Annotated in this window: 19 protein-coding genes; 13 read left to right on the top strand and 6 right to left on the bottom strand. The window is 60.2% G+C overall.

The window, feature by feature from the left end; genetic code table 11:
- Positions 1 to 42: 42 nt before the first annotated feature.
- Positions 43 to 1,641 (bottom strand): DHA2 family efflux MFS transporter permease subunit, encoded by a 1,599-nt coding sequence (locus PYR65_RS04385; protein ID WP_276120040.1) that lies wholly within the window; start codon positions 1,639 to 1,641, stop codon positions 43 to 45.
- Positions 1,642 to 1,779: 138 nt separating this feature from the next.
- The gene (locus tag PYR65_RS04380; protein ID WP_276120039.1) at positions 1,780 to 3,003 is read right to left on the bottom strand and encodes an HlyD family secretion protein; all 1,224 of its coding nucleotides are present in this window, start codon (positions 3,001 to 3,003) and stop codon (positions 1,780 to 1,782) included.
- A gap of 129 nt (positions 3,004 to 3,132) precedes the next feature.
- Between PYR65_RS04380 and PYR65_RS04375 the strand changes: the two genes are divergently transcribed.
- Both PYR65_RS04375 and PYR65_RS04370 read left to right on the top strand, forming a co-directional pair.
- Positions 3,133 to 3,837, top strand: a complete 705-nt coding sequence (locus PYR65_RS04375; RefSeq protein WP_276120038.1) for a TetR/AcrR family transcriptional regulator — start codon at positions 3,133 to 3,135, stop codon at positions 3,835 to 3,837.
- Positions 3,838 to 4,052: 215 nt separating this feature from the next.
- Positions 4,053 to 4,802: a TerC family protein gene (locus PYR65_RS04370; RefSeq protein WP_276120037.1), complete on the top strand. Its 750-nt coding sequence runs from the start codon at positions 4,053 to 4,055 to the stop codon at positions 4,800 to 4,802.
- A 297-nt stretch (positions 4,803 to 5,099) separates the two neighbouring features.
- Here PYR65_RS04370 and PYR65_RS04365 read toward each other — a convergent pair whose 3' ends face one another.
- Positions 5,100 to 5,282, bottom strand: coding sequence for an SRPBCC family protein (locus PYR65_RS04365; RefSeq protein ID WP_276120036.1), 183 nt, complete (start codon positions 5,280 to 5,282; stop codon positions 5,100 to 5,102).
- A gap of 184 nt (positions 5,283 to 5,466) precedes the next feature.
- Between PYR65_RS04365 and gltX the strand changes: the two genes are divergently transcribed.
- The 3 genes from gltX (at position 5,467) to PYR65_RS04350 (ending at position 8,897) form a co-directional block, all read left to right on the top strand.
- Entirely contained in the window at positions 5,467 to 6,924 is a 1,458-nt protein-coding gene (gltX, locus tag PYR65_RS04360; protein ID WP_276120035.1) for a glutamate--tRNA ligase, read from the top strand.
- A 194-nt stretch (positions 6,925 to 7,118) separates the two neighbouring features.
- The gene (gene lysS, locus PYR65_RS04355; RefSeq protein ID WP_276120034.1) at positions 7,119 to 8,612 is read left to right on the top strand and encodes a lysine--tRNA ligase; all 1,494 of its coding nucleotides are present in this window, start codon (positions 7,119 to 7,121) and stop codon (positions 8,610 to 8,612) included.
- 111 nt (positions 8,613 to 8,723) lie between these two features.
- The gene (locus PYR65_RS04350) at positions 8,724 to 8,897 is read left to right on the top strand and encodes a DUF1328 domain-containing protein (protein WP_037100293.1); all 174 of its coding nucleotides are present in this window, start codon (positions 8,724 to 8,726) and stop codon (positions 8,895 to 8,897) included.
- Between the two features lie 23 nt (positions 8,898 to 8,920).
- Here PYR65_RS04350 and PYR65_RS04345 read toward each other — a convergent pair whose 3' ends face one another.
- Entirely contained in the window at positions 8,921 to 9,832 is a 912-nt protein-coding gene (locus tag PYR65_RS04345) for a hypothetical protein (RefSeq protein WP_276120033.1), read from the bottom strand.
- 274 nt (positions 9,833 to 10,106) lie between these two features.
- On the opposite strand from PYR65_RS04345, the gene PYR65_RS04340 reads away from it, so the two are divergent.
- The 5 genes from PYR65_RS04340 (at position 10,107) to PYR65_RS04320 (ending at position 15,919) form a co-directional block, all read left to right on the top strand.
- Positions 10,107 to 11,066 carry a nucleoside hydrolase gene (locus PYR65_RS04340; protein WP_276120032.1) on the top strand — a complete coding sequence of 320 codons (960 nt, stop codon included), beginning with the start codon at positions 10,107 to 10,109 and terminating at the stop codon, positions 11,064 to 11,066.
- Positions 11,067 to 11,124: 58 nt separating this feature from the next.
- Positions 11,125 to 12,135, top strand: coding sequence for a ligase-associated DNA damage response exonuclease (locus tag PYR65_RS04335; RefSeq protein ID WP_276120964.1), 1,011 nt, complete (start codon positions 11,125 to 11,127; stop codon positions 12,133 to 12,135).
- A 3-nt stretch (positions 12,136 to 12,138) separates the two neighbouring features.
- Positions 12,139 to 13,785 carry a cisplatin damage response ATP-dependent DNA ligase gene (locus tag PYR65_RS04330; protein ID WP_276120031.1) on the top strand — a complete coding sequence of 549 codons (1,647 nt, stop codon included), beginning with the start codon at positions 12,139 to 12,141 and terminating at the stop codon, positions 13,783 to 13,785.
- 42 nt (positions 13,786 to 13,827) lie between these two features.
- Entirely contained in the window at positions 13,828 to 14,010 is a 183-nt protein-coding gene (locus PYR65_RS04325) for a DUF3008 family protein (protein ID WP_276120030.1), read from the top strand.
- 496 nt (positions 14,011 to 14,506) lie between these two features.
- Positions 14,507 to 15,919, top strand: coding sequence for an efflux transporter outer membrane subunit (locus tag PYR65_RS04320; RefSeq protein WP_060639246.1), 1,413 nt, complete (start codon positions 14,507 to 14,509; stop codon positions 15,917 to 15,919).
- A 439-nt stretch (positions 15,920 to 16,358) separates the two neighbouring features.
- Here PYR65_RS04320 and PYR65_RS04315 read toward each other — a convergent pair whose 3' ends face one another.
- Positions 16,359 to 17,618 (bottom strand): ATP-binding protein, encoded by a 1,260-nt coding sequence (locus PYR65_RS04315; RefSeq protein WP_276120029.1) that lies wholly within the window; start codon positions 17,616 to 17,618, stop codon positions 16,359 to 16,361.
- Positions 17,619 to 18,332, bottom strand: a complete 714-nt coding sequence (locus tag PYR65_RS04310) for a response regulator (protein ID WP_060639565.1) — start codon at positions 18,330 to 18,332, stop codon at positions 17,619 to 17,621.
- 406 nt (positions 18,333 to 18,738) lie between these two features.
- On the opposite strand from PYR65_RS04310, the gene PYR65_RS04305 reads away from it, so the two are divergent.
- Genes PYR65_RS04305 through PYR65_RS04295 form a run of 3 tightly spaced genes read left to right on the top strand, consistent with a single transcriptional unit; the run spans position 18,739 to position 23,615 of the window.
- The gene (locus tag PYR65_RS04305; protein ID WP_407951274.1) at positions 18,739 to 21,648 is read left to right on the top strand and encodes a monovalent cation/H+ antiporter subunit A; all 2,910 of its coding nucleotides are present in this window, start codon (positions 18,739 to 18,741) and stop codon (positions 21,646 to 21,648) included.
- Positions 21,648 to 21,983 (top strand): Na+/H+ antiporter subunit C, encoded by a 336-nt coding sequence (locus PYR65_RS04300; protein ID WP_276120028.1) that lies wholly within the window; start codon positions 21,648 to 21,650, stop codon positions 21,981 to 21,983. The genes PYR65_RS04305 and PYR65_RS04300 overlap by 1 nt, the downstream gene beginning before the upstream one ends.
- 6 nt (positions 21,984 to 21,989) lie before the next feature.
- Complete coding sequence (locus tag PYR65_RS04295) at positions 21,990 to 23,615, top strand: monovalent cation/H+ antiporter subunit D (RefSeq protein WP_276120027.1); 1,626 nt, start codon at positions 21,990 to 21,992, stop codon at positions 23,613 to 23,615.
- The last annotated feature ends 3 nt before the right edge of the window (positions 23,616 to 23,618 follow it).

Here is a 23,618-nt window from a genome sequence, read left to right as displayed (position 1 = left end):
GAGCCAAGACGTACAGATGGGATATGCAGCGTCTTTGACGGCCTAGTGCCCGCCGCCGGCGCCCGTTGGGACCGGTTGCGGCTTCTTGATCAGGAAGGCGCAGAAGACCAGGGTGCCGAACAGGCCGGTCAGGATCAGGAACACATCGATGAACGACATGACCATCGCCTGCTGGGTGACGATCCCCGACAGTTTCTGGATGGCAATGGTCGCACCATCAAGCCCATGCGAATTGTACTTGGCGATCATGTTGTTCAACTGGTCCATGGCTTCGGGATTGCCCCATTGCACATGTTCCTGCAGGCGGGCGTAATGCTCCTCCTGGCGCTGTGTCAAAATGGTGTTGATCGCCGCTAGTCCAACGGCGCCGCCGAGATTACGCGTCAGGTTGAACAGGCCGGACGCGCCGCGGATACGGGCGGGGGACAAGGTGCCGAGCGCGACATTGTTGATCGGCACCATGCACATCATCAATCCGAAACCGCGCAATATCTGCGGCAAAAGCAGCTCGTAGAAATCCCAATCCGCCGTCAGCGAGCTCATCAGCCAGGTGCCGGACGCAAAGCTGGCAAAACCGATCGCCATCATCAAGCGCGGATCGACCTTGGTGGAGAGCCTGCCGGCAATCGGCGCAGTGCAGAACATCGCGAGCCCCGAGACGAACATCGTCTCGCCGATCATCAGCGAATCGTAGCCACGGATCCGGCCGAGATAGAGCGGGTAGATATAGGTGAGGCCATAGAGCCCAATCCCCATGACGAAGGAGAACAACGAGCCGAACGCAAAGTTTCGATTGGAAAAGGCCCTGAGATCGACGATCGGGAAATCCACCTTGAACGCCCGGTAGAAGAACACCATCGCACCGATCGCCGATGCGATCGCACCGATGAAGATGTATTCGTCACTGAACCAGTCGTTCTTGTTACCCTCTTCGAGCACATATTCCAGCGCCCCAAGAAAAACCGCCATCGACAGCAGGCCCCACCAGTCGAATTTCTTGAACAGGCTGAGCTCCGGCTTGTCGAAATCGATGAAATTCCAGGTGACGATGGTGACGATGATGCCGGGGATGATATTGACGAGGAACAGCCAGTGCCAGGAAAAGGCATGGCTGAGATAGCCGCCGACGGTCGGGCCAATGGTCGGGGCGAGCGTTGCGACAAGGCCGATGATCGGCGACACGATGCTGCGCTTGGACGGCGGAAAGATCGTGAAGGCGGCGGCGAATACCGACGGGATCATGCCGCCGCCGATAAAGCCCTGCAGCACCCGGTAGACGATCATCTGGTCGATATTGGTGGCTGTCGCCGCAAGCGCGCTGGCAATCGTAAAGCCTGCAGCCGACACCGAAAACAGCACACGCGTGGAAACGATGCGGGCCAGCGTACCGGAAAGCGGGATCATGATGACTTCAGCGATCAGATAGGCGGTCTGCACCCAGGCGACCTCATCGGACCCTGCAGACAAGCCCGCCTGGATTTCGGCCAGCGAGGCCGAGACGATCTGGATGTCGAGGATCGACATGAACATGCCGAAGACCATCGCGAAAAAGGCGATCAGCCGTTTCGGATCCATCTTCTCTTCCGCGTTTGCGGCAGGAAGCGGCATCGTACCCGCTGTTGCAGTGGCAGCCATCGGCATTGCTCCTGGCGTCACCGCGTTCAAGCGAACTGGGCTGCCATCGTGGTCATAAAAACTGATGCATCACGGGTCCCGCACTCTCGTCCCGGAACCATTCTCAACCGGCAAAGCCGCGCCGGAAGCGGCGCGGCGCACGGATCACTTGACCGCAGCGGTATTCTGCTCCGGCGCGGTGCGGGTATCGACATCGACGACGACGCTCAAGCCTGCCCGCAACCGTCCGCTCTCCAGCACGTCCTTCGGGAAGACAATGCGGACAGGAACGCGCTGGATCACCTTGGTGAAGTTGCCCGTGGCATTTTCAGCCGGCAGCAGCGAGAACACCGAACCGGAAGCCGGCGAGATCGACTGCACGGTGCCGACGATCGGCGCCTCGTCGAAGGCATCCACATGGATATTGACCTTCGAGCCCGGCACCATATGGGCGATCTGCGTTTCCTTGAAATTGGCGTCGATATAGAGCTGGTCGGTCGGCACAAGGGCTGCCAAACGCTGACCGGCGGAGACAAGATCGCCATCCTGAATGGCCAGATTGCCGATTACCCCGTCATAAGGCGCCTTGAGCACCGTAAAGCCTAAATCGCGCTGCGCCTTGTCACGGGAAAGCTCAAGCGAGCGGATCGTGCTTTCGGCTTCGGCGCGCTGGGCAACCAACACGGCGATATTGGCGTTCGCAGTGGCGATCTGCGCATCGCCGCCAATGAGGTTTGCCTTGGCCTGATCGAGCGCAACCGTGGCATCGTCGAGCGAGGCGACCGTGCCGACGGCCTTCGACTGGAGGTCGCTGGCACGCTTCAGCGTGGTTTCGGCACCCCGGACGGTCGCCTCGAGGGCAGTTTTCTGCGCTTCTGCCTGCTGGACGCTGGCCTTGGCACCGGCGATCTGCGCGTCGAAACGCTGCAGCGAAAGCTTTTCGGTATCGATCTGCGCCTGCGCCTGATCGGCGGCAATGCGGTAATCTTCCTTGTCGAGCGTGATCAGCGGATCACCGGCCTTGACGTGCTGGTTGGCAACCACATTGACCTTCTCGATATAGCCGGACACTTTCGGCGAGATCGACGCGATATCGCCTTCGATATAGGCGTCATCTGTCGAGATCATGAAGCGGCCATTGGTCCACCAGTCGTAACCGTACCAGCCGCCAGCGGCCAGAGCAGCGATTGCGATAATGGGAAACACAAGCTTGCGGCGCTTGGGCGCGGGCGTCTCGGCGGCAGCGGCAACCTGCGGGGCTGCCTGCTCTTCGGCGGCAGGCTCCGTCACGGTCTTGGCTTCGGGAGCCTCGATCTGCTCAGCAGGCACCTTGAAGTCGTCGCCGACGGGGCGGACATGGGCGGCACCGGATTTGTTTGAAACTGACATATTGCACTACCAGCCGTGATATGAGAAATTCGAACCGAACCGTTCAGTTCGATTTGACTTAATGCGAAAACGCTCACATATCAAGTCAAATCGAACCGTTCGGTTCGAAAAGTTAACAATGAGACAAAAATGTCCGAAGGTAGCGAGCAATTGGCAGACACGACCGATACTTTAGACTGTCCCGGCGAAGCATTTTCCCTCTCCGGCCGCCGCGCCGCCGGCGAAGATCCGGCCAAGCGCGAGCAGATCATCGAGGGCGCGAAACGTGTGTTCATGAGCGTGGGCTTCGACGCCGCCAGCATGAACGACATTACCCGTGAAGCGGGCGTTTCCAAGGGCACGATCTACGTCTACTTCCAGAACAAGGAAGACCTGTTTTCGGCCATGATCGAAAAGGAACGGGCCATTTTCCTGGCAGCGGTCCGCACGGTTCTGGCCGCACACGAGGATGCCGCAACCGGCCTTTACAAGTTCGGCGTCAGTTTCGTTTCGCACATGACCGACGAGAAAGTCATCACCGCGATGCGCACGGTTCTCGGTGTGCGCGATCGCATGCCGGATCTGTGCAAGCGCTTTTTCAAGGGACCGGAAAACCTGCGCTCGGTCCTCCAGGAGTTCCTGGCGCACCAGGTCGATATCGGCAGCCTGACGATCGATGATCTCGATCTGGCGGCCGGCCAGTTCCTCGATCTTTCCAGCGGCGGCTTTTTCAAGCTGCGCCTATTCGGCACCATGGAAACCGCTCCGCCACCGGAAGAAATCGACCGGGTCATCGGCGGCGCCGTGCGGGTCTTCATGGCCGCCTACGCAACACGGCACGCTGCAACGGCCTGACGGCGGGCGGCTGCGCTGGTCTGGTCACCTCCAGACGGACACAATATTGGCTTGAGGTGCCGAGTTAACGGTATCGCGGCCTCTTTGCGCACCCTGCGGCGCTTGCCTTGCCGGTATTTCCGCTTACATAAGAATGATCAATTTTACCCGCGTTGCCACCCGGCGGCGCGGGTTCACGCATATGCACCTTGATAGCGAGGAAGGAACCGCCCCTGATGCAGGATATTTTGCTCCTGATGCAAGATCCGACTGCCTGGATTGCCCTGATCACCCTGATCGTGATGGAAGTCGTGCTTGGCATCGACAACCTCATCTTCATTTCGATCCTGACCAACAAACTCCCCCCGGAAAGCCGCGAGAAGGCCCGCCGCATCGGCATCGGCCTGGCGCTGATCATGCGTCTTGCCCTGCTGGGAACCGTCGCCTGGATTGTCCAGCTGACCGAACCTGTGTTCGAACTCTTCGGACATGGCTATTCCTGGAAGGACATGATCCTGATTGCCGGTGGCCTGTTCCTCGTCTGGAAGGCGACCAAGGAAATCCACCACACCGTCGATCCCATCGATCACGAAGAGGACGTGCTGGCCAAGGCCGGTACCACCACCTTCGCGGCGGCCATCGGCCAGATCCTGGTCCTCGACCTCGTCTTCTCCATCGACAGCATCATCACCGCTGTCGGCATGACCCCGCACCTGCCGATCATGATTGTTTCGGTCATTTTCGCCGTGACTGTCATGCTGGTGGCAGCAGGCCCGCTCGCCCGCTTCATCGAAAAGAACCCGACCATCGTCATGTTGGCACTGGGCTTCCTGCTGATGATCGGCACGACGCTGATCGCCGAAGGCATGGGCTTCCATGTTCCGAAGGGTTACGTCTACGCCGCCATGGCCTTCTCGGCACTGGTTGAAGTGCTCAACATGCTGTCGCGCCGCAAGCGGCAGAAGGACAAGGCCGCAAAGCACTAGTCTTTGCCCGGTCTATCCACCATTGAAGGGAGCGCGTCCGGCTGGGATGCGCTCCCTTTTTGCTCTCGCAACAGGCAAACAAAAATGCCCCGGAACTGATGTTCCGGGGCATTTTTGATGGAAAAATTTGAGGATGCAGGGCCGAAGGGGTAAAGAAGCTCGACTGCCGCTTCGTTGGCCGCGAAGAGAAACCGGAAAAATCTCCGCGTTCTCCATCTCCCTCGGGTCCGGTTGACACAGCCCCGCATTCCTCATGAAAGAAACGGGCTAGGTCATCAATGGTTCCCCATTTCCCGCCTATTTTTCGGCAATCGCCTTAGGATTCACTAGCCCTTGCGCAAAATCGCCGCCGATCATCGTGTCCTTATCGAAGAACGGAGCCATGATCTTGGCAATGAGTGGGCTCGGTCCATTCATCGCCCAGGTCACTGTCGTGCCCTGCGTTGCAGACGAGAGCGTGACGGTCGCGACGTTGCGCAAACGCAGTTTTCCTTGACGCGCCCTTTTGAATATGGTCTCACGCCAGCCATATGGAATTTCCGGTATTTTCCGCCGTTTCAGGCATCGATCGGGCACTTCCTTCCCTTAAAAGCATGCGCCTTTCCAGCCGGACGTCTCTTTCTCCGGCGGAAGGCCGAAAGCACGTAAAGCACGGGCCAGGATCATGACAGACAGACCAGTCCGGGTGCGCATCGCACCTTCTCCCACCGGCGAACCCCATGTCGGCACCGCCTATATCGCGTTGTTCAACTATCTCTTCGCGCAGAAAATGGGTGGCGAGTTCATCCTGCGCATCGAAGACACCGACGCGACGCGCTCGACCCCGGAATTCGAGACCAAGGTTTTGGACGCGCTGAAATGGTGCGGCCTGACATGGTCGGAAGGCCCCGATATCGGCGGCCCCTACGGCCCCTACCGCCAGAGCGACCGCAAGGACCTCTACAAGCCCTATGTCGAAAAGATCGTCGAAGCCGGCCACGGTTTCCGCTGTTTCTGCACGCCCGAGCGTCTGACCGAAATGCGCGAGGCCCAGCGCGCCGCCGGCAAGCCGCCGAAATATGACGGTCTCTGCCTGCACATCGCGGCGGAAGAAGTCACGGCCCGCGTCGCCAGCGGCGAACCCCATGTCGTGCGCATGAAAATCCCGGCGGAAGGCTCCTGCAAGTTTGTCGATGGCGTCTATGGCGAAGTCGATATCCCGTGGGATGCGGTCGATATGCAGGTCCTGCTCAAGGCCGACGGCATGCCGACCTATCATATGGCCAATGTCGTCGATGACCATCTGATGAAGATCACCCATGTTGCGCGCGGCGAGGAATGGCTGTCCTCGGTGCCGAAACACATCCTGATCTATCAGTATCTTGGCCTCGAACCGCCGGTCTTCATGCATCTGTCGCTGATGCGCAATGCCGACAAGTCGAAGCTGTCCAAGCGCAAGAACCCGACCTCGATCTCGTACTACACCGCTCTCGGTTACCTGCCGGAAGCGCTGATGAACTTCCTTGGCCTGTTCTTCGTGCAGATCGCCGAAGGCGAGGAAATGCTGACCATGGAACAGCTGGCGGAGAAATTCGACCCGGCCAACCTCTCCAAGGCCGGCGCGATCTTCGATATCCAGAAGCTCGACTGGCTGAATGGCCGCTGGCTGCGCGAAGGATTAAGCGAAGACGAATTCGCCGCCCGCGTGCTCGCCTGGGCCATGGAAAACGACCGCATCAAGCAGGGCCTCAAGTTCTCCCAGTCGCGCATTTCCAAGCTTGGCGAACTGCCGGATCTCGCAGGCTTCCTGTTCAAGTCCGATCTTGCCCTTGACGCCTCCTCCTTCGCCAAGGTCAAATCGAGCCCGGAAGAACTGGTGGAAATCTTCAACACGGTCCAGCCGGACCTGGAAAAGATCCTCGAATGGAATGTCGAGGCTATCGAAGCCGAACTGCGGGCCATTGCTGATCGCATGGGCAAAAAGCTCAAGGTCATCGTCGCACCGCTGTTCGTCGCCGTCTCGGGCTCGACCCGCTCGTTGCCGCTGTTCGATTCCATGGCCATCCTCGGCCGCTCGGTCGTGCGCCAGCGCTTGAAGGTCGCAGGCCAGGTTGCGGCCTCGATGGCTGGCAGCGGAAAATAACGTCGAACTCCTCTTCTCCCCAGCGGGGAGAAGTGCCGAGCGAAAGCCAGCGCGATGAGGGGGCGGTAGACTGCGAAGCAAGCGGCTCCCCCTCATCCGGCCCTGCGGGCCACCTTCTCCCCACTGGGGCGAAGAGGACGAAGCCCCAAAGTGCAGACCCTATAAGAATACAGCCCCTATCGAAGGCGAGCCCCATGACCGACAAGACCGAAACCGCCCTCTCCTCCGACGTCACCGAAGTGCGCGCCCAGAAGCTGAAAATGCTGCGCGAAAAGATCGGCGACGTCTATCCGGCGCATTTCCACCGCACCATCACCAATGCGGAACTGGCCAGCAAATACGAGAGCCTGGAAGCGGATGTGGTCACGGACGATGTCGTCACCGTGGCTGGCCGGGTCTATTCCTCGCGCAATTCCGGCATGTTCATGGACATTCATGACGCCGGCGGCAAGATCCAGATCTTCTCCCACAAGGATACCACACCGGAAGACGCCCGCGCGCTGCTGCCGCTGATCGATATCGGCGATATCATTGGCGTGACCGGCGTTGTCCGCCGCACCAAGCGCGGCGAACTCTCGATCAATGCGCAAGAGATCACCATGCTGACCAAGTCGCTGCTGCCGATGCCGGAAAAGTGGCATGGCCTGTCCGATATCGAACAGCGCTACCGCAAGCGCCATCTCGACATCATGACCAACGAGGAATCCAAGCTGCGCTTCCAGCAGCGCTCGAAGATCGTCTCGGGTATCCGCCGCTTCATGGAAGACGACGGCTTCATGGAAGTCGAGACGCCGATGCTGCATTCCGTCTATGGCGGCGCCACCGCCGAGCCCTTCAAGACGCATCACAACACGCTGAAGCTCGACATGTACCTGCGCATTGCGCCGGAACTGTTCTTGAAGCGCACGCTGGTTTCGGGCCTCACCGACAAGGTGTTCGAGATCAACCGCAACTTCCGCAACGAAGGCGTCTCCACAAGGCACAATCCTGAATTCACCATGATGGAATGCTATTGGGCCTATGCCGATTACGAGGACATCATGGACCTCGTCGAGCGGCTTTTCACAAAGCTCGCACTGTCGATCCACGGCACCACCGAATTCCTGTTCGGCGACAAGGAAATCTCCTTCAAGGGGCCGTTCAAGCGCGTCCCCATGCCCGACGCCGTCAAGGAAGCGACGGGCCTCGACTTCATCGCCATGACGACAGACGAAGAAGCCCGCACGGCCGCCAGGGCCGCCGGCTTTGCTGTCGAAAAGGATTGGACCTGGGGCGAATGCCTGGCCTTCATCTTTGAAGAAAAGGTCGAAGGCACGCTGATCCAGCCGTCGCATGTGACGCATTTTCCAAAGGACATCTCGCCCTTTGCCAAGGAAGTGCCGGGCGAACCGCGCCTGGTCGAGCGTTTCGAGACCTATTGCAACGCCTGGGAACTGGGCAACGCATTTTCGGAACTCAACGATCCGGAAGAGCAGCGCAAGCGCATGGTCGAGCAGCTGGAACAGGCACATGCCCGTGGCGAAAAGGACAAGCAGCTGGACGACGAATTCCTCGATGCGATCGACCAGGGCATGCCACCCGCCGGTGGCCTCGGCATCGGCGTCGATCGCCTGATCATGCTGCTCACCAACGCCCCGTCGATCCGCGACATCATCCTCTTCCCGGCCCGCCGCAACAAGGCGGACTGAGACGAACGAAGACCGCGCCATCTTGGAAACAGGATGGCGCCATCTCATAAGCTCATGGAACTTTTCAGCGTTCTGCGCGTCTATACCGGCAGAATTTGAAAGGACCCCTCCATGCTGAAATGGGCGCTTATTTTCCTGGTCATATCGCTGATCACGGGCTTTCTCGGCTTTTCCGGCGTTTCGGCCGCCACAGCGACGATCGCGCGCGTGCTGTTTGCCATCGCCGTTATCATCTTCCTGATCTTCGTCGTTCTCGCCGTGATCGCTGGCAACGCCATCGTCTGATTAAAGCTGAACGGCAAATCCCGTCAGTGTCCCGCTGGTTCCTCCGTGGAGGTACCGGCGGGGTTTTCTGCATTCGGCTCGGAGACAACGCTCGACGGCTTTTCACCGCCATCGCCTAGAACCATGGCCAGCATGGACCCGAAGAAACCCTTTTCCTCCGGCTGTGCCGCGCTATGCTCCGTTGCAGCTGCGGGCTCATGTCCCGGTGCCACTGCTTCCTCGCCATTGTCTGCAGGCTCGCCATGCGCGGGGGCCGCCTCGCCACTATCAGCGTTTTCCCCGTGACCGGCGGGAGCCGTTGCCTCACCATGTCCACCGCTCTTTGATCCGGCAGCACCCGGTTCTGCGGCAGCCGCAGCGGCAACCGGGTCGAAACAATCCGACTTGTCGTCCATCGCCGTCAGCGTCGTCTTGATGTCATCCGTCGAGAGGAGGACGTCCTGGCCATAGAAGAGACCGGCGCCATTGGCCTTGGCATCGCTGTAGCGGGCAACGAACGGCGTGCTCATTCCCGGCAATTTGGAGGGGTCGGGCGCAAACAAGACTTGGGCACCGATAGCCGCACCACGGCGGTCAGCCCGGTCCAGGGGCCCAGCCGTGTCCAGCACGACGACCTGGTAGAGATCGGCCTGTTCCTGCTTGGCAAGCAGGCCGGTGATGCGCAAGGCGGTGCGGACACGATCAATCCCGGCAGCCGCGTCCGTGCTCACATATTTGCGGATCCAGCGCTGGCCGTTGCGGCGCATCTTCAAGGTTTCGATCGTGGTGCAGGCAAGGCCTGAAAGCGAGGGTTTTGCCGGCCCGGCCATGCCAAAAAAGGTTTCCTTGCCGGAATAGACGGCAAAGGCGCCGGACGCACCCGACAACACAAGAACGCCGGCAATGAGGAACATCACCTTGCGGGGGAGACGTATCGTCTTGAAGACTGCCTTCACGTCTGCTGCTCCGTCATCAGCCTCAACTCCTGGCCACCACCGCGCATCTCAACGGGCAAAAGGCACAACCTGATTTTTGATTGAGCGCCCACCCTAACCGCACCACGTTTCGGAAAGTTTAAGCGGCCACGCCGTTTGTGACTGGGAACCGGCAGATTTGCCCTGATTTGAGACTTTGCCCGATTTGGAGTTGCAAAATCAGTTGCTCTTGGGCGGCACCCCGCTAAAAGTGGCGGCATATTGGTAGACTACCCATCAACGAAAAGAAGACATCATGCATAAGGTAATTTTTGATACGGACCCCGGCGTCGATGATGCGATGGCCCTGCTGTTTCTGCACAACCATCCGGATATTGACCTGATCGGCATCACATCCGTTTTCGGCAATGCCTCGATCGAAACAACGACGCGCAACGCGCTTTATCTGAAGCAGCAATGGGATATTGCAGCGCCCGTCGCCAGGGGACGGGGCGAAACGTTCGATCCGTTGCGGCTCCATGTCGATTGGCCGGCCTTCATTCATGGCGATGACGGCCTCGGCAATATAGGCGTTCCCGAAACGGTCGATCTGGAATGCGATCCGCGTCCGGCCCATCGCTTCATCATCGACACGGTCCGCGCAAATCCGGGCGAAGTGACGATCGTCGCCGTTGGCCGCATGACCAATCTGGCGCTAGCGCTCAGCGACGATCCAGACATCGCGGTTCTGGTCAAGGACGTTGTCATCATGGGCGGCGCCTTCGATATGCGCGGCAATGTCACCCCCGCTGCCGAGGCCAACATCCACGGCGATCCGGAAGCAGCCAACGTGGTGATGACGGCCCCTTGGCCAGTCGTCGTCGTGGGCCTGGACGTGACCGAAAAAACCGTCATGACCCGTGCCAGGCTGGAGGCCATCGTTGCGGCCGGCGGCAAGCGGGCAAAGCTGTTGTCGGATATTTCGCAGTTCTACATCGATTTCTACGAACAGCATGTTGATGATGGCATGGTCGTGCACGACAGCTGCGCGTGCGTCTATGTCGTGGCTCCGGAACTGTTCACGCTGCGCAGCGGCGCGATCCGCGTTGTCTGCGGCGGCATTGCCGACGGCCAGACCATCCAGAAGGCCGACGATCACATCTTCCCGCCGAACGACTGGGACGACCTACCCAGCCAGAACATCTGCATCGGCATCGATGCCGAAGCGGTCCTCGATCTGATTTCAAAGACATTGGGACAGGCCGAGACGGCCTGAGCTTAAAAATTCGCCGCGATAGCTGGCAGTCGCGCGATTGCCATCTATCTTCACAGGCATGAAACCGGAAACGCTGCTCTACCCGACGCCCAAGGGTCTCTTTTGCGAGAAGGGCGGCTTCTATATCGATCCCGTCCAGCCCGTCGAACGGGCCTTGATCACCCATGGCCACGCCGACCACGCCCGCGCCGGGCACACGCATGTGATGGCGACGCGCGAGACGCTCGATATCATGCGGATCCGCTATGGCGAGGCATTCTGCACCAGTTCGCAGGAGGCCGTCCTCGGCACGCGCACGGCGATCGGCGATGTCACCGTCAGTTTTCACCCAGCCGGACATGTGCTCGGCTCGGCGCAGATCGCCGTCGAACAGGGCGGCATGCGCATTGTCGTCTCCGGCGACTACAAAAGGCGGCGGGACCCGACCTGCCTTTCCTTCGAACCTGTGCCCTGCGATGTCTTCATCACCGAAGCAACCTTCGGCCTGCCGGTATTTCACCACCCCGACGATCGCGGCGAGATTGCCAAGCTCCTGACATCCCTGCGGCAATTCCCCGAGCGCGCCCATCTGGTCGGCGCCTATGCGCTGGGCAAGGCGCAACGCGTCATCATGCTCCTGCGCGAAGCGGGCTATCACGAGCCCATCTTCATCCACGGCGCGCTCGCAAGGCTATGCGATTATTATGAAAGCGAAGGCATCGAATTGGGCGATCTGCGGCCCGCCACGATCGATGCGAAAGACAGGCAATCCTTTGCCGGTGCCGTGGTCGTCGGTCCGCCCTCAGCCTTTGCCGACAAATGGGCTAGGCGCTTTCCCGATCCGGTTGCCATTTTCGCTTCCGGCTGGATGCTGGTGCGCCAGCGCGCCAAGCAGCGCGGCGTCGAACTGCCGATCATCATCTCCGATCATTGCGACTGGCCGGAGCTGCTCGATACGATCAACGAGGTCAAGCCGGGTGAGGTCTGGGTCACCCATGGCCGCGAAGAGGCGTTGGTGCGCTGGTGCGAGCTGCAGGGCATTGCCGCCCGGCCGCTGCATCTGGTCGGCTACGACGACGAGGGAGAATAGCCCATGCGCGCCTTCGCCGAACTGCTCGACCGTCTGGTGCTCACCCCGCAGCGCAATGCCAAGATCAAGCTGATGGCGGATTATTTCCGCACGGCGCCCGACCCCGACCGCGGCTATGCGCTGGCCGCCATTGCCGGCACGCTGACTCTCAAGGCCGTGAAACCCAACGTGCTGCGGCAACTCGTTCTGGAGCGCATGGATGAGGTGCTGTTCCGCTATTCCTATGATTATGTCGGCGACCTCGCCGAAACCATCTCGCTGGTCTGGGAACCGGCAGCGACAGACAAACCAGCCGCACCAGACCTGTCTCTCGGTGCCGTCATGCATCAACTGGAGACCGTCGGGCGGGCCAACGTGCACGGGCTGGTGCGCGATCTTCTGGATGAACTCGAAGGATCAAGCCGGTTCGCCTTCCTCAAGCTCATCACCGGCGGTTTGCGCATCGGCGTTTCCGCACGGCTGGTGAAACAGGCGCTCGCCGACATGGGCAATGTCGATGTCACGGAGATCGAAACGCTCTGGCACGGCCTGTCGCCACCCTACTTGTCCCTGTTTCAATGGCTCGACGGCAAGGCGGACAAGCCGAAACTCGATATGCCGGCCGTGTTTCACGCGGTGATGCTGGCAACACCGGTTGGCGACAATGATCTAACCTTGCTCGACCCGAGGGATTTTGCCGCCGAATGGAAATGGGACGGCATTCGCGTTCAACTTGCCAATCTGGCCGGCACGCGGCGGCTGTATTCGCGCAGCGGTGACGACATCTCCGGCGCCTTTCCCGATATTCTCGAAGCTGCGGATTTCGAAGGCATTATCGACGGCGAACTGCTCGTCGGCGGCACCATGCGGACCAACCGCGCCACGCGGACATTTTCCGATCTGCAGCAGCGGCTGAACCGCAAGACAGTGACGAAAAAGATGCTGGATGACTATCCGGCGTTCATCAGAGGCTACGACCTGTTGTTTTCCGGGGAAAAAGACATGCGCCCGGAAAACTTCCTGACCCGCCGCGCTGCACTCTCTGCCCTCATTGAAACGGCCGCCCCCTCGCATTTCGATCTGTCCCCGCTCGTCTCGTTTTCGAGCTGGGAGGAGCTCGACCGCTTGAGGAAGGACCCGCCGGATCCGGTGATCGAAGGCATCATGCTGAAACGCCTGGATTCGCCCTATACGTCCGGGCGCTCGAAGGGGCCGTGGTTCAAATGGAAGCGCGAGCCCTACAATGTCGACGCGGTGCTGATGTATGCGCAGCGCGGCCACGGCAAGCGCTCAAGCTACTATTCTGACTTCACTTTTGGCGTCTGGATGACGAGCGATGGCAAAGATGTGCTGGTGCCTGTCGGCAAGGCTTATTTCGGCTTTACCGATGCGGAGCTTGAGGTGCTGGATCGCTACGTGCGCAACAATACGATCGAACGTTTCGGTCCGGTGCGCTCGATCCGAGCAGAGGCCGATCATGGTTTCGTCGTCGAGGTCGCCTTCGAGGGCATCAACTTTTCCAGCCGCCACAAATCCGGCGTCGCCATGCGCTTTCCGCGCATATCGCGGCTGCGCACCGACAAGCTGCCACGCGATGCAGACAGGCTCGAAACCCTGCAGGCGATGATCGGCGCACCCAGCAATTTGGCAGAGCCTTCGGAACCAATCTAGGCAGCGATTGTTAAATGGGCATGCAACGAGAGGAGAAAGTCGATGCCCGCAAAATCCCAGGCCCAGCAAAAGGCAGCCGGTGCGGCACTCTCTGCCAAGCGCGGTGAAACGAAAAAATCGGAACTCAAGGGCGCCTCCAAAAGCATGGAGAAATTCATGTCGGAGAAAGAGCTGAAGGAGCTTGCGGAAACAGACCGCAAAAACCTGCCGAAGAAGAAAAAGTAATTTTCGACGACCTTCAGAAATCAACGGGGCTCGGTTTATCGAACCGGCCTCTCCTCCCGTTAGCGTCGCTGAACTGAGCGTTCAATGCCCGCAAACGACGGTGGGTCGCAGCCTGATTAGCCTTCCCCATTTTAACCTGATCGTTTGGTATGCCCGGCACACACAGCGACGGCGGCGCGTCACACTGCGGAAACAATTCGACACTCCCGCGACAAACGCCGGACACGTGCACGCGTTAATGGATTGAGATGGATGGCAAATCCCTTCCAATCACGTGAAGAAACGGCATCCATCCGTTGTAAATATTTTTTCCGTCAACCCTTGAAATCGTGGTCCACACGTCCAAAGGCGTGGCACTTTGGAAACACCAAAGCTGGGGATAGTTGATTTCGAACACAAGTTTGCAATTGTTCCCTCGCAAGGGACGCGGAAAATGTTAAAGACGAAAAAAGTGAATCGTTTGTTACCGACCCGCTCGGGCCGGATGGGGACCCAGATGAAAATTGCTAAAGTGCTCTTTCCCTTGAGCCTCGTTCTCCTTTCGGGCTGCGTTGTCGGTCCGAATTATCAATCTCCGACTGCAGCGGTGCCGGCGAAGTTTTCGCAAGGGGGCCAGGCCGAAGCAGCCGACGTCACACTGAAGCCCTGGTGGGAAGCTTTCCGCGACAAGAAGCTGAACGGCCTCGTCGCCCAGGGCCTCAGCGAAAACCTTGACGTTCAGCAATCGATCGAACGTATCATCGAAGCCCGCGCCAATGTCATCGTCGCTGCATCCGGCGGCTTGCCGCAGATCAATGCCAGCGGTTCGGCCAGTGTCGCTGGCCAGGATGGCTCCTCCCGGGTCAGGGCGGGCCAAAGCGATCACAGCGAAACCAAAACAATCGGCGGCGGTGGCGATGCGTCCTGGCTGATCGATCTGTTCGGCCAGTATGCCCGCGCCAAGGAATCCGCCAACGCTTCGCTTGATGCCGCCTATGCCGACGTCAACGTTGCCCGCCTCGCCTATCTTTCCGATCTGACCACCTCCTACATCGAGGCCCGCTACAATCAGGAAGCCTATGCACTGCAGCAGAGAAGCCTCGCCTCGCGGCGCGAAACGCTGAAGCTGACGAATGACATCAAGGCAGCGGGCGCAGCCTCCAGCCTCGACGTCGTCCAGGCCGAAGGCCTCGTCAACAGCACGCTGGCTGAACTGCCCGGCTACCAGACCGGCTTCAACCAGGCGGCAAACCATATCGCGACGCTGCTCGGACTGCCGGCAACCACCGTTACGGCGGGCCTGCGCAATGGCGCGTCCCAGCCTTCGCCGCGCTACAATACCAAGATCGGCATTCCTGCCGATCTCGTGCGCAACCGCCCCGATATCCGCAGAGCCGAACGCCTTCTGGCCGCTGCCACGGCCCAGATCGGTGTTGCCGAGGCCCAGCTTTATCCGAGCCTGAGCCTGAGCGGTTCGATCGACGGTTCGCGTATCGTCTCCGCAGTGGCTGGTGGTCTGAGCACATGGTCCTTCGGCCCAAGCCTGAATATCCCGATCTTCAGCGGCGGACGTTTGAAGGCCAATGTGGATATCGCCAAGTCCGGCGCGCAGCAGCAATATCTCTCCTGGAAGCAGACTGTTCTGAACGGCATCGAGGAAGTCGAGAACGCGCTCGTTGCACTGCGCAACAACTACCAGACCGTGGCGGCTTTGCGGAAGGTCGTGGACTCCTACGAACAGGCTCTGGGTCTGGCCCGCGAAAGCTACAAGGGCGGCGCCACGTCGCTGCTTGACGTTCTGGACGCCGAACGCTCGCTGGCAACATCGCGTATCGCGCTCGCATCCGGCATTCGCAACCTCGCCAACAACTATGTTGCTCTGAACATCGCCATCGGCGGTGGCGCAGGCATCCAGGCCATCGGACAATAAGAACGGCGCAAGCCTGTCCGCAGCCTCGACGTCAGGACAAACAGAGCGCGGTCGATTTCCATCGTCCGCGCTTTTTTTATTGACCAAGCCCTTCTCTGCTTTTTTGCAGGTCACTTGGAAATTATGCGTTTGGCAAACTCTCCGTCATCTCTGTGCTTGTCACAGAGATCCAGCCAGCTCAAGTCATTGAGCTGAAAGAGCCTTTTGACCCGACGGACGTCCGGTCGCTTGATCCCGCCACAAGCGCTGATGGAAAGTGTGTTCCGCTCTCGTGAAATAACCCAATTTGGAATTTGTCGCGGTCTGAACGCGGCCAATTCGGCTGAACGCCGGCCGGTTGAACCTGCCAACTGAAAGCTCCCCTTCCTCAGCCTACCGGCGCATCCCCAGAGCCCACTTTACTAACCTTTATTACATCACCGAGAAGCATTGACCCCGATCAATACTGGTCCGGCTTGCACAGCGGCAGACGCACGGTTTGCAGCAGGCCGCCCTCCCGGCGATTGATGATGGTGATCGTGCCGCCATGGTTTTCAATAATTTCCTGCGAAATGGCGAGACCGAGACCGGCGCCGGGCACGATCTGGCGCCGGGCCTGATCGACGCGAAAGAACGGCTCGAACACCCGGTCGAGCAGATCCTTCGGAATGCCGGGGCCGCTGTCGAGGATCCTGAGAACCGCTTCTTCGCCGGAACTGGACAGCGAAACGCGTGCGCCCTGACCATGCGTCGCGGCATTCACCACCAGGTTTCGCAACGCACGCTTGAGGGCAAACGGGGCGCCCTTGACCAGGACAGGGACGATTGCACCATGCTCGACCGGCAGATCCGTCTCCCGGACCTCTGCGGTTACCGAGCGCAAAACCACGTCAAGCGACACCTGTTCCTGCGCCGCCGGGCTGATTTCCTCGCGCACCAGCCGGATGGCGCTATCAGCGATATGATCGAGTTCATCGAGATCCTTGAGCCAGGACTGCCGGTCATCGCCATCGACGACGAATTCGGCGCGAAGCCGCATGCGGGTCATCGGCGTGCGCATGTCATGGCCTGCGGCCGCAATCATCCGCATGCGGCTAGACACGGCTGCGTTGAGGCGCGTTGCCAGCCGGTTGATGGTCTTGGCGGATGTGCGAACCTCCATCGGCCCGGTTTCCGGCAATTCGGGAATGATGCCATCCGGCCGTATCTTGGCGATCGTTTCATCCAGGATGCGCAGGGGCCGCATCATCACGTTGCTGACATAGGTGGCAATGCCGGTCATGCCGATCGCGACCAGCGCCAGATAGGCCGCCAGCGGCAGATAGGGAAAAGGGGTGGGATCAGGAAAATCGAGGTATGCCCAGCGCCCGTCATCCAGCCGGATGGCGATATCCCAGCGATGCGGATTGAAGCTCTTGAGCACGACGACATCGGCGGTATACCCCTTGCGGCGTCCCTCCGCGCGGATATTCTCCGTCCGCTCCGGATCGATCCGGTCCTGCGGCGGCTTGTCCTGAATGACGATGTGCAGTGTCTGGGCTGCCAGCGGATCGGCGCGCAAGAGAAGCAGCGCAAATTCGGCTTTTTCAGCCAGCACCCGGTCATACATGACTTCAGGCGGCTTGCGCAAAAGCCAGGCGGTGATGACGGCAGCGATCACCAGAACCAGAACCACCGAGATGATCAAAAGTGCCGTGAACCGCGTGCGCAGCGACAACATCTAGTTGCTCCGCTCGACGGGAACCGCGAGCTGATACCCCTTGTTGCGCACGGTCTTCAGCATGGCAAAGACGCTGGCATCGCCGAGCTTGCGGCGCAGGCGGCTGACCAGAATATCGATCGAGCGGTCAAACGGGTCAGCGGTTCGCCCCTGCGTCAGATCCAAGAGCGAGTCACGCGACAGAACACGTCCCGGACGCTGCAGGAAAACCACCAGAAGCTCGAACTCGCCTCCGGTCAGATCGACGGTGCTCCCATCAGGCGCAAGCAAGGTGCGGCTTTCGATATCGGCGACATAATTGGCAAAGACATATTGCCGGCTTCCCGCCGGCTGCGCCTCGGCCCGGCCGCGGCGCAGCACGGCGCGGATGCGGGCAGACAGTTCGCGCGGGTTGAACGGTTTTCCGAGATAATCGTCGGCACCGAATTCAAGCCCGATGATGCGGTCGACATCTTCCTTGAGCGCCGTCAGAAGAATGATCGACAGCTGCGGCATCCGCCCGCGCAACGACCGGCACAGATCAAGCCCGGAGCCATCCGGCAGCATGACATCGAGAACCAGAAGATCGATCTTCAGCTCGGCGAGCTTCGCCTCGCATTCGCCCTTGCTGCCGGCCAGACTGATGCGAAAACCCTGACCATCGAGATATTTTCCAAGCAGCCGGCGAATCTCCGGATCGTCATCGACGACAAGAATGTGCGGTATTGTATCCATGCGGATGTTTATACCAGCAGAACGGAAAAACGCACGGGGCGCATCCGCCGCTGCCGGCCGTTTTCGGTGTCAAAATATTTCCCGTCACACCGATCCTACACTTCGTTACAAAAAACGCAGCCCGATGTTTCCAAACACAGTTTGACCGGCGCGGCAACGATCAGCCATCAAACCGCAGTTTTGCGCCACGACCGGCAACGAATTGCCGCAGGCAGTCAATTTTATCGCCGTTGCGGGTTGGCATGGCAGCCGAAAGCAGACATAAAAACAATGTGCTCTTGCACCGTTTCGCGGTGCGCTTCGGGCACCGCCGCAGCGCACGCATGCTGCAGCACTCACGGACCCCTCGCGGTCCTGTCATTTCGGAAAGATTGAGGGAAACGGGCACATAGACACCGCAGCGACATTGCTTCTCATTCTGGTTCTTGCGCCTTTCGCGGGGAGCCTTGCTGCAATCTGCATTCCGGCACACAAGGGCACGGCCAGCGCCTGGCTTTCAGGCTCGATCGCCCTGTTTTGCCTTGCCACATCGGCCGGCCTCTATCCGATCGTCGCCGCAAACAAAGTGCTTCGCTACAATGTCGACTGGCTTCCGGAACTTGGGCTGAACTTCTCGCTGCGGATGGACGGCTTTGCCTGGATGTTTGCAAGCCTGGTCACCGCGATCGGCCTGCTCGTCGTTGTCTACGCCCGTTACTATATGTCGGCCAGCGACCCGGTTCCGCGCTTCTTTGCCCTCTTCCTCGCCTTCATGGGCGCCATGCTCGGCGTGGTACTTTCCGGCAATCTCATTCTGCTGGCGATCTTCTGGGAATTGACCAGCATCATCTCCTTCCTTCTGATCGGTTACTGGCACCACAACGCCAATGCGCGCGATGGCGCCCGCATGGCGCTGACCGTCACCGGCACCGGCGGCCTGTGCATGTTCGTCGGGCTGATGCTGATCGGCCATATCGTCGGCAGCTATGATCTCGATGTCGTGCTTTCGTCCGGCAACCTGATCCGCAACGATCCGCTCTACACGACCGTGCTCATTCTTATCCTGCTCGGAGCCCTCACCAAGAGTGCACAGTTTCCGTTCCATTTCTGGCTGCCGCATGCGATGGCGGCGCCGACGCCGGTTTCGGCCTATCTGCATTCGGCGACCCTCGTCAAAGCCGGCGTCTTCCTGTTGATCCGGCTCTGGCCGGTCATGGCGGGCACCGACCAGTGGTTCTGGATCGTCGGCCTTGCCGGCCTCAGCACGCTGTTGCTCGGCGCCTATTTCGCGATCTTCCAGCAGGACCTGAAGGGGCTGCTCGCCTATTCGACGATCAGCCATCTCGGCCTTATTACCGTGCTTCTGAGCCTCGGCAGTCCCTTGGCTGCGGTCGCCGCGATCTTTCACACCATGAACCACGCCACCTTCAAGGCCTCGCTGTTCATGGCCGCCGGGATCATCGATCATGAAACCGGCACCCGCGACATGCGCAAGCTCAGCGGCCTGTTCAAATACATGCCGATAACGGCGACGCTGGCGATGGTCGCCAGCGCCTCGATGGCCGGCGTACCGCTGTTGAACGGCTTCCTGTCGAAAGAAATGTTCTTTGCCGAGGCGATCGAAACCCATAAATACAATCTGCTCGACACGATCACGCCCTATGTCGCAACGCTCGCCAGCATGTTTGCCGTCACCTATTCGCTGCGTTTCATCTACAGCGTCTTTTTCGGACCGCCGCCAAAGGATCTGCCCACGACGCCGCATGAGCCGCCACACTGGATGCTGGCGCCGATCTATTTCCTGGTATTCTCCTGCCTCGTCGTCGGCGTGATCCCGACCCTGACGATCGGCCCCTTTCTGCACACCGCCGTGCAATCGGTTCTGGGCGAGGCGACGCCGGTCTATAGCCTTGCCGTCTGGCATGGCTGGAACCTGCCGCTGTTCATGAGCCTGATTGCGCTTGTCGGCGGCATCGGGCTGTTCTTCATCATGCGGCCCTATCTTGCCACCAGCATCGAGGGCCCGCCCTTCTTCCGCCGCCTGGAGGGCCAACGCATCTTCGAGCGCGTGCTGGTCACCCTGTCATGGAAATGGGCGCGCTCGATCGAGATGCGCGCCGGCACCCGCCGACTGCAGCCGCAGATGCGGGTCCTCGTCGCAGTGGCAGTGATCGCCGGCGCCGCCACGCTTCTGACGCAGGGTTTCAAACCGGCCAATATCGTGCTGCGCAACATTGATCCGGCCTTTGCGCTGCTCTGGCTGGTCGGCATGGTCTGTGCCATCGGCGCAGCCTATCAGGCGAAATTCCACAGGCTTGCGGCGCTCGTGCTGCTCGGAGGCGCGGGTCTTGTTACCTGTGTCACCTTCGTGTGGCTTTCAGCACCCGATCTGGCGGTCACGCAATTGCTCGTCGAGATCGTCACGACGGTTCTGATCCTGCTTGGCCTGCGCTGGTTGCCCAAGCGGATCGAAGATCCCGATGATCCGGAAATGATGACCATATCGACGCGCCTGCGCCGCCTGCGCGACCTTGCGACCGCCGTCTTTGCCGGTCTTGGCATGATGCTCGTCTCCTACACGGTGATGAGCCGGGAAATGCCCGAGACCATTTCGAGCTATTTCCTCGAGCGCGCCTATAGCGAAGGCGGCGGCACCAATGTCGTCAACGTCATCCTCGTCGATTTCCGCGGCTTCGATACGCTGGGCGAGATCGCCGTCCTGTGCATCGTCGCCTTGACGGTGTTCGCGCTGCTTCTGCGTTTCCGCCCTGCCACCGAAAGCCTCGAGGCACCGGAGCAGCAGCGCGTTCAGAATGCGTTCGACGACGATCACCCCGATCGCAAGAAGGGCGACAGCATTGCCGAATACCTGCTGGTGCCCTCGGTGATCATGCGCTGGATGTTCCCGGTCATCGGCATGCTGGCGGCCTTCCTGTTTTTCCGCGGCCATGATCTTCCAGGCGGCGGCTTTGCAGCCGGCATCGCCATGTCGATCGCCTTCATTCTGCAATATATGGCGGGTGGTACGCGCTGGGTCGAGGAACGGCTGCGGATCCATCCGCTGCGCTGGATGGCAATCGGCCTCATCGTCGCCACCACGACCGGCCTCGGGTCCTGGGTCTTCGGCTATCCGTTCCTGACCTCGTATTCCCAATACGTTTCCCTGCCGGTCATCGGTAAAATTCCGCTCGCAAGCGCGATCCTGTTCGATCTCGGCGTCTTCTCGCTGGTGCTCGGCGCCACCGTGCTGATCCTGATCGCGCTCGCCCACCAGTCGGTGCGTGCACCGCGCGCCCAGATCAGGGCGGCGAAACTGGCGGCGAAGGAGAACACATAATGGAACTGGTTCTCTCCGCAGGCATCGGCGTTCTCACCGCTTCCGGCGTCTGGCTTTTGTTCCGGCCGCGCACCTATCAGGTGGTCATCGGCCTGTCGCTGCTCTCCTATGCCGTCAATCTCTTCATTTTCGGCATGGGCCGTCTGAGGGTCAATGCGCCGCCGGTGCTTGAGCCGGGTGGCGTTGGCGGACTTTTGACCCATACCGATCCCATTCCCCAGGCTTTGGTGCTCACAGCCATCGTCATCGGCTTTGCCATGACGGCGCTGTTTCTGGTCGTGCTTCTCGCGTCTCGCGGCTTTACCGGCACCGACCACGTGGACGGCAGGGAGTAACGCGGCATGAACTGGCTTCATCACCTGATCATCCTGCCGATCATTCTGCCGATCCTCACGGCAGCGGCCCTTATTCCCGTCGATGAACGGAACCGGACGCTGAAAGGGGTGATCGCCTTCACCTCAACCGTGGTGGTTTTCATCATCAGCATCCTGTTGATGCGGATGGCAGCCTCCTCGGGAGAGGGCGAGACCGGGGCCAGCGTCTACCTGCTTGGAAACTGGCCAGCCCCCTTCGGCATCGTTCTGGTGCTGGACCGGCTGTCAGCGCTGATGCTGGTGCTGACCGGGCTGCTCGCAATGGCGACGCAGGTGTTTTCGATGGCGAAATGGCATCGGGCCGGTTATCATTTTCATTCGCTGTTCCAGTTGATGCTGGCCGGCCTCAACGGCGCCTTCCTGACCGGCGACCTGTTCAATCTGTTCGTCTTCTTTGAAATGATGCTGGCCGCATCCTACGGGCTGCTGCTGCATGGCTCCGGCCCGATGCGCGTCAAGGCAGGCCTGCATTACATCGCCATCAATCTTGCAGCCTCTTCGCTGTTTCTGGTCGGGGTCAGCCTGATCTATGGCGCAACGGGCACGCTGAACATGGCCGATCTTGCCATGCGGATCACCACGATCGGCCCGGAAAGCCGGATGCTGATGGAAGCGGGGGCGGCCATTCTCGGCATTGCCTTCCTCGTCAAGGCCGGCATGTGGCCGCTCGGCTTCTGGCTGCCCGCCACCTATTCGGCCGCAACGCCGCCGGTCGCCGCAATCTTTGCCATCCTCACCAAGGTCGGCGTCTACATCCTCCTTCGGCTCTCCATGCTGCTGTTTGGCGCAGATGCCGGCGCCTCCCTCGGCTTTGGTCAATCCGTCCTTCTTTATGGCGGCCTGATGACCATCGGCTTCGGCGCGATCGGCGTATTGGCCTCGCAGGCCATGGGCAGGCTTGCCGGCTATTGCGTGCTGGTCTCGTCCGGTACGCTGATGGCGGCGATCGGGCTTGGCAATGGCGCCGTCATCGGCGGCGCCCTGTTTTATCTGGTGAGTTCGACACTGACGATTTGCGCCTTCTTCCTTTTGATCGAGCTGGTGGAGCGCGCTCGCGATGCCGGCGCCGACGTTCTGGCGGTGACCATGGAAGCCTATGGTGATGTCGATGAAAACGAGGCGGAAAAAGAAGGCGGCGTCGCCGTGCCCGGCACCATGGCCGTGCTGGGTCTCTGCTTCTGTGCCTGCGCCATCCTGCTTTCGGGCCTGCCGCCGCTTTCCGGATTTCTGGCAAAATTCGCCATGCTGCACGGATTGTTCAATCCCGGCAGTTTCGGCGATGACGCTCCGGTCTCCGGCGCCGAATGGGCCTATACCGCCCTTCTCATCCTGTCCGGCCTTGCGGCCATGATCGCCATGAACCGCGTTGGTATCCGCACGTTCTGGACCTCGATCGAAGGCACCATTCCGCGCGTCTTCCTGATCGAGATCACACCAGTCCTGATGCTTCTGGCGGCTTGCGTCTTCCTGAGCTTCCAGGCAGGGCCCGTGATGCGTTATATGGATGCGACGGCGAAATCGCTGGGTGAACCGCAGAACTATATCGGACGCGTGATGTCGGCGCCGCGTGCCGGCCCGGCAGCGGGGGAATAGGCC

The organism is Pararhizobium qamdonense (assembly GCF_029277445.1).
GTDB classification, from domain to species: domain Bacteria; phylum Pseudomonadota; class Alphaproteobacteria; order Rhizobiales; family Rhizobiaceae; genus Pararhizobium; species Pararhizobium qamdonense.
Note: the sequence above shows the minus strand (reverse complement) of the source record. Positions and strands in the feature narration are given on the sequence as shown.

Bases quoted from the DNA above. Each gene is read 5' to 3' on its own strand.
- PYR65_RS04385 (WP_276120040.1), bottom strand. From the start codon at position 1,641: ATGCCGATGGCTGCCACTGCAACAGCGGGTACGATGCCGCTTCCTGCC.
- PYR65_RS04380 (WP_276120039.1), bottom strand. From the start codon at position 3,003: ATGTCAGTTTCAAACAAATCCGGTGCCGCCCATGTCCGCCCCGTCGGC.
- PYR65_RS04375 (WP_276120038.1), top strand. From the start codon at position 3,133: ATGTCCGAAGGTAGCGAGCAATTGGCAGACACGACCGATACTTTAGAC.
- PYR65_RS04370 (WP_276120037.1), top strand. From the start codon at position 4,053: ATGCAGGATATTTTGCTCCTGATGCAAGATCCGACTGCCTGGATTGCC.
- gltX (WP_276120035.1), top strand. From the start codon at position 5,467: ATGACAGACAGACCAGTCCGGGTGCGCATCGCACCTTCTCCCACCGGC.
- lysS (WP_276120034.1), top strand. From the start codon at position 7,119: ATGACCGACAAGACCGAAACCGCCCTCTCCTCCGACGTCACCGAAGTG.
- PYR65_RS04350 (WP_037100293.1), top strand. From the start codon at position 8,724: ATGCTGAAATGGGCGCTTATTTTCCTGGTCATATCGCTGATCACGGGC.
- PYR65_RS04340 (WP_276120032.1), top strand. From the start codon at position 10,107: ATGCATAAGGTAATTTTTGATACGGACCCCGGCGTCGATGATGCGATG.
- PYR65_RS04335 (WP_276120964.1), top strand. From the start codon at position 11,125: ATGAAACCGGAAACGCTGCTCTACCCGACGCCCAAGGGTCTCTTTTGC.
- PYR65_RS04330 (WP_276120031.1), top strand. From the start codon at position 12,139: ATGCGCGCCTTCGCCGAACTGCTCGACCGTCTGGTGCTCACCCCGCAG.
- PYR65_RS04325 (WP_276120030.1), top strand. From the start codon at position 13,828: ATGCCCGCAAAATCCCAGGCCCAGCAAAAGGCAGCCGGTGCGGCACTC.
- PYR65_RS04320 (WP_060639246.1), top strand. From the start codon at position 14,507: ATGAAAATTGCTAAAGTGCTCTTTCCCTTGAGCCTCGTTCTCCTTTCG.
- PYR65_RS04315 (WP_276120029.1), bottom strand. From the start codon at position 17,618: ATGTTGTCGCTGCGCACGCGGTTCACGGCACTTTTGATCATCTCGGTG.
- PYR65_RS04310 (WP_060639565.1), bottom strand. From the start codon at position 18,332: ATGGATACAATACCGCACATTCTTGTCGTCGATGACGATCCGGAGATT.
- PYR65_RS04300 (WP_276120028.1), top strand. From the start codon at position 21,648: ATGGAACTGGTTCTCTCCGCAGGCATCGGCGTTCTCACCGCTTCCGGC.
- PYR65_RS04295 (WP_276120027.1), top strand. From the start codon at position 21,990: ATGAACTGGCTTCATCACCTGATCATCCTGCCGATCATTCTGCCGATC.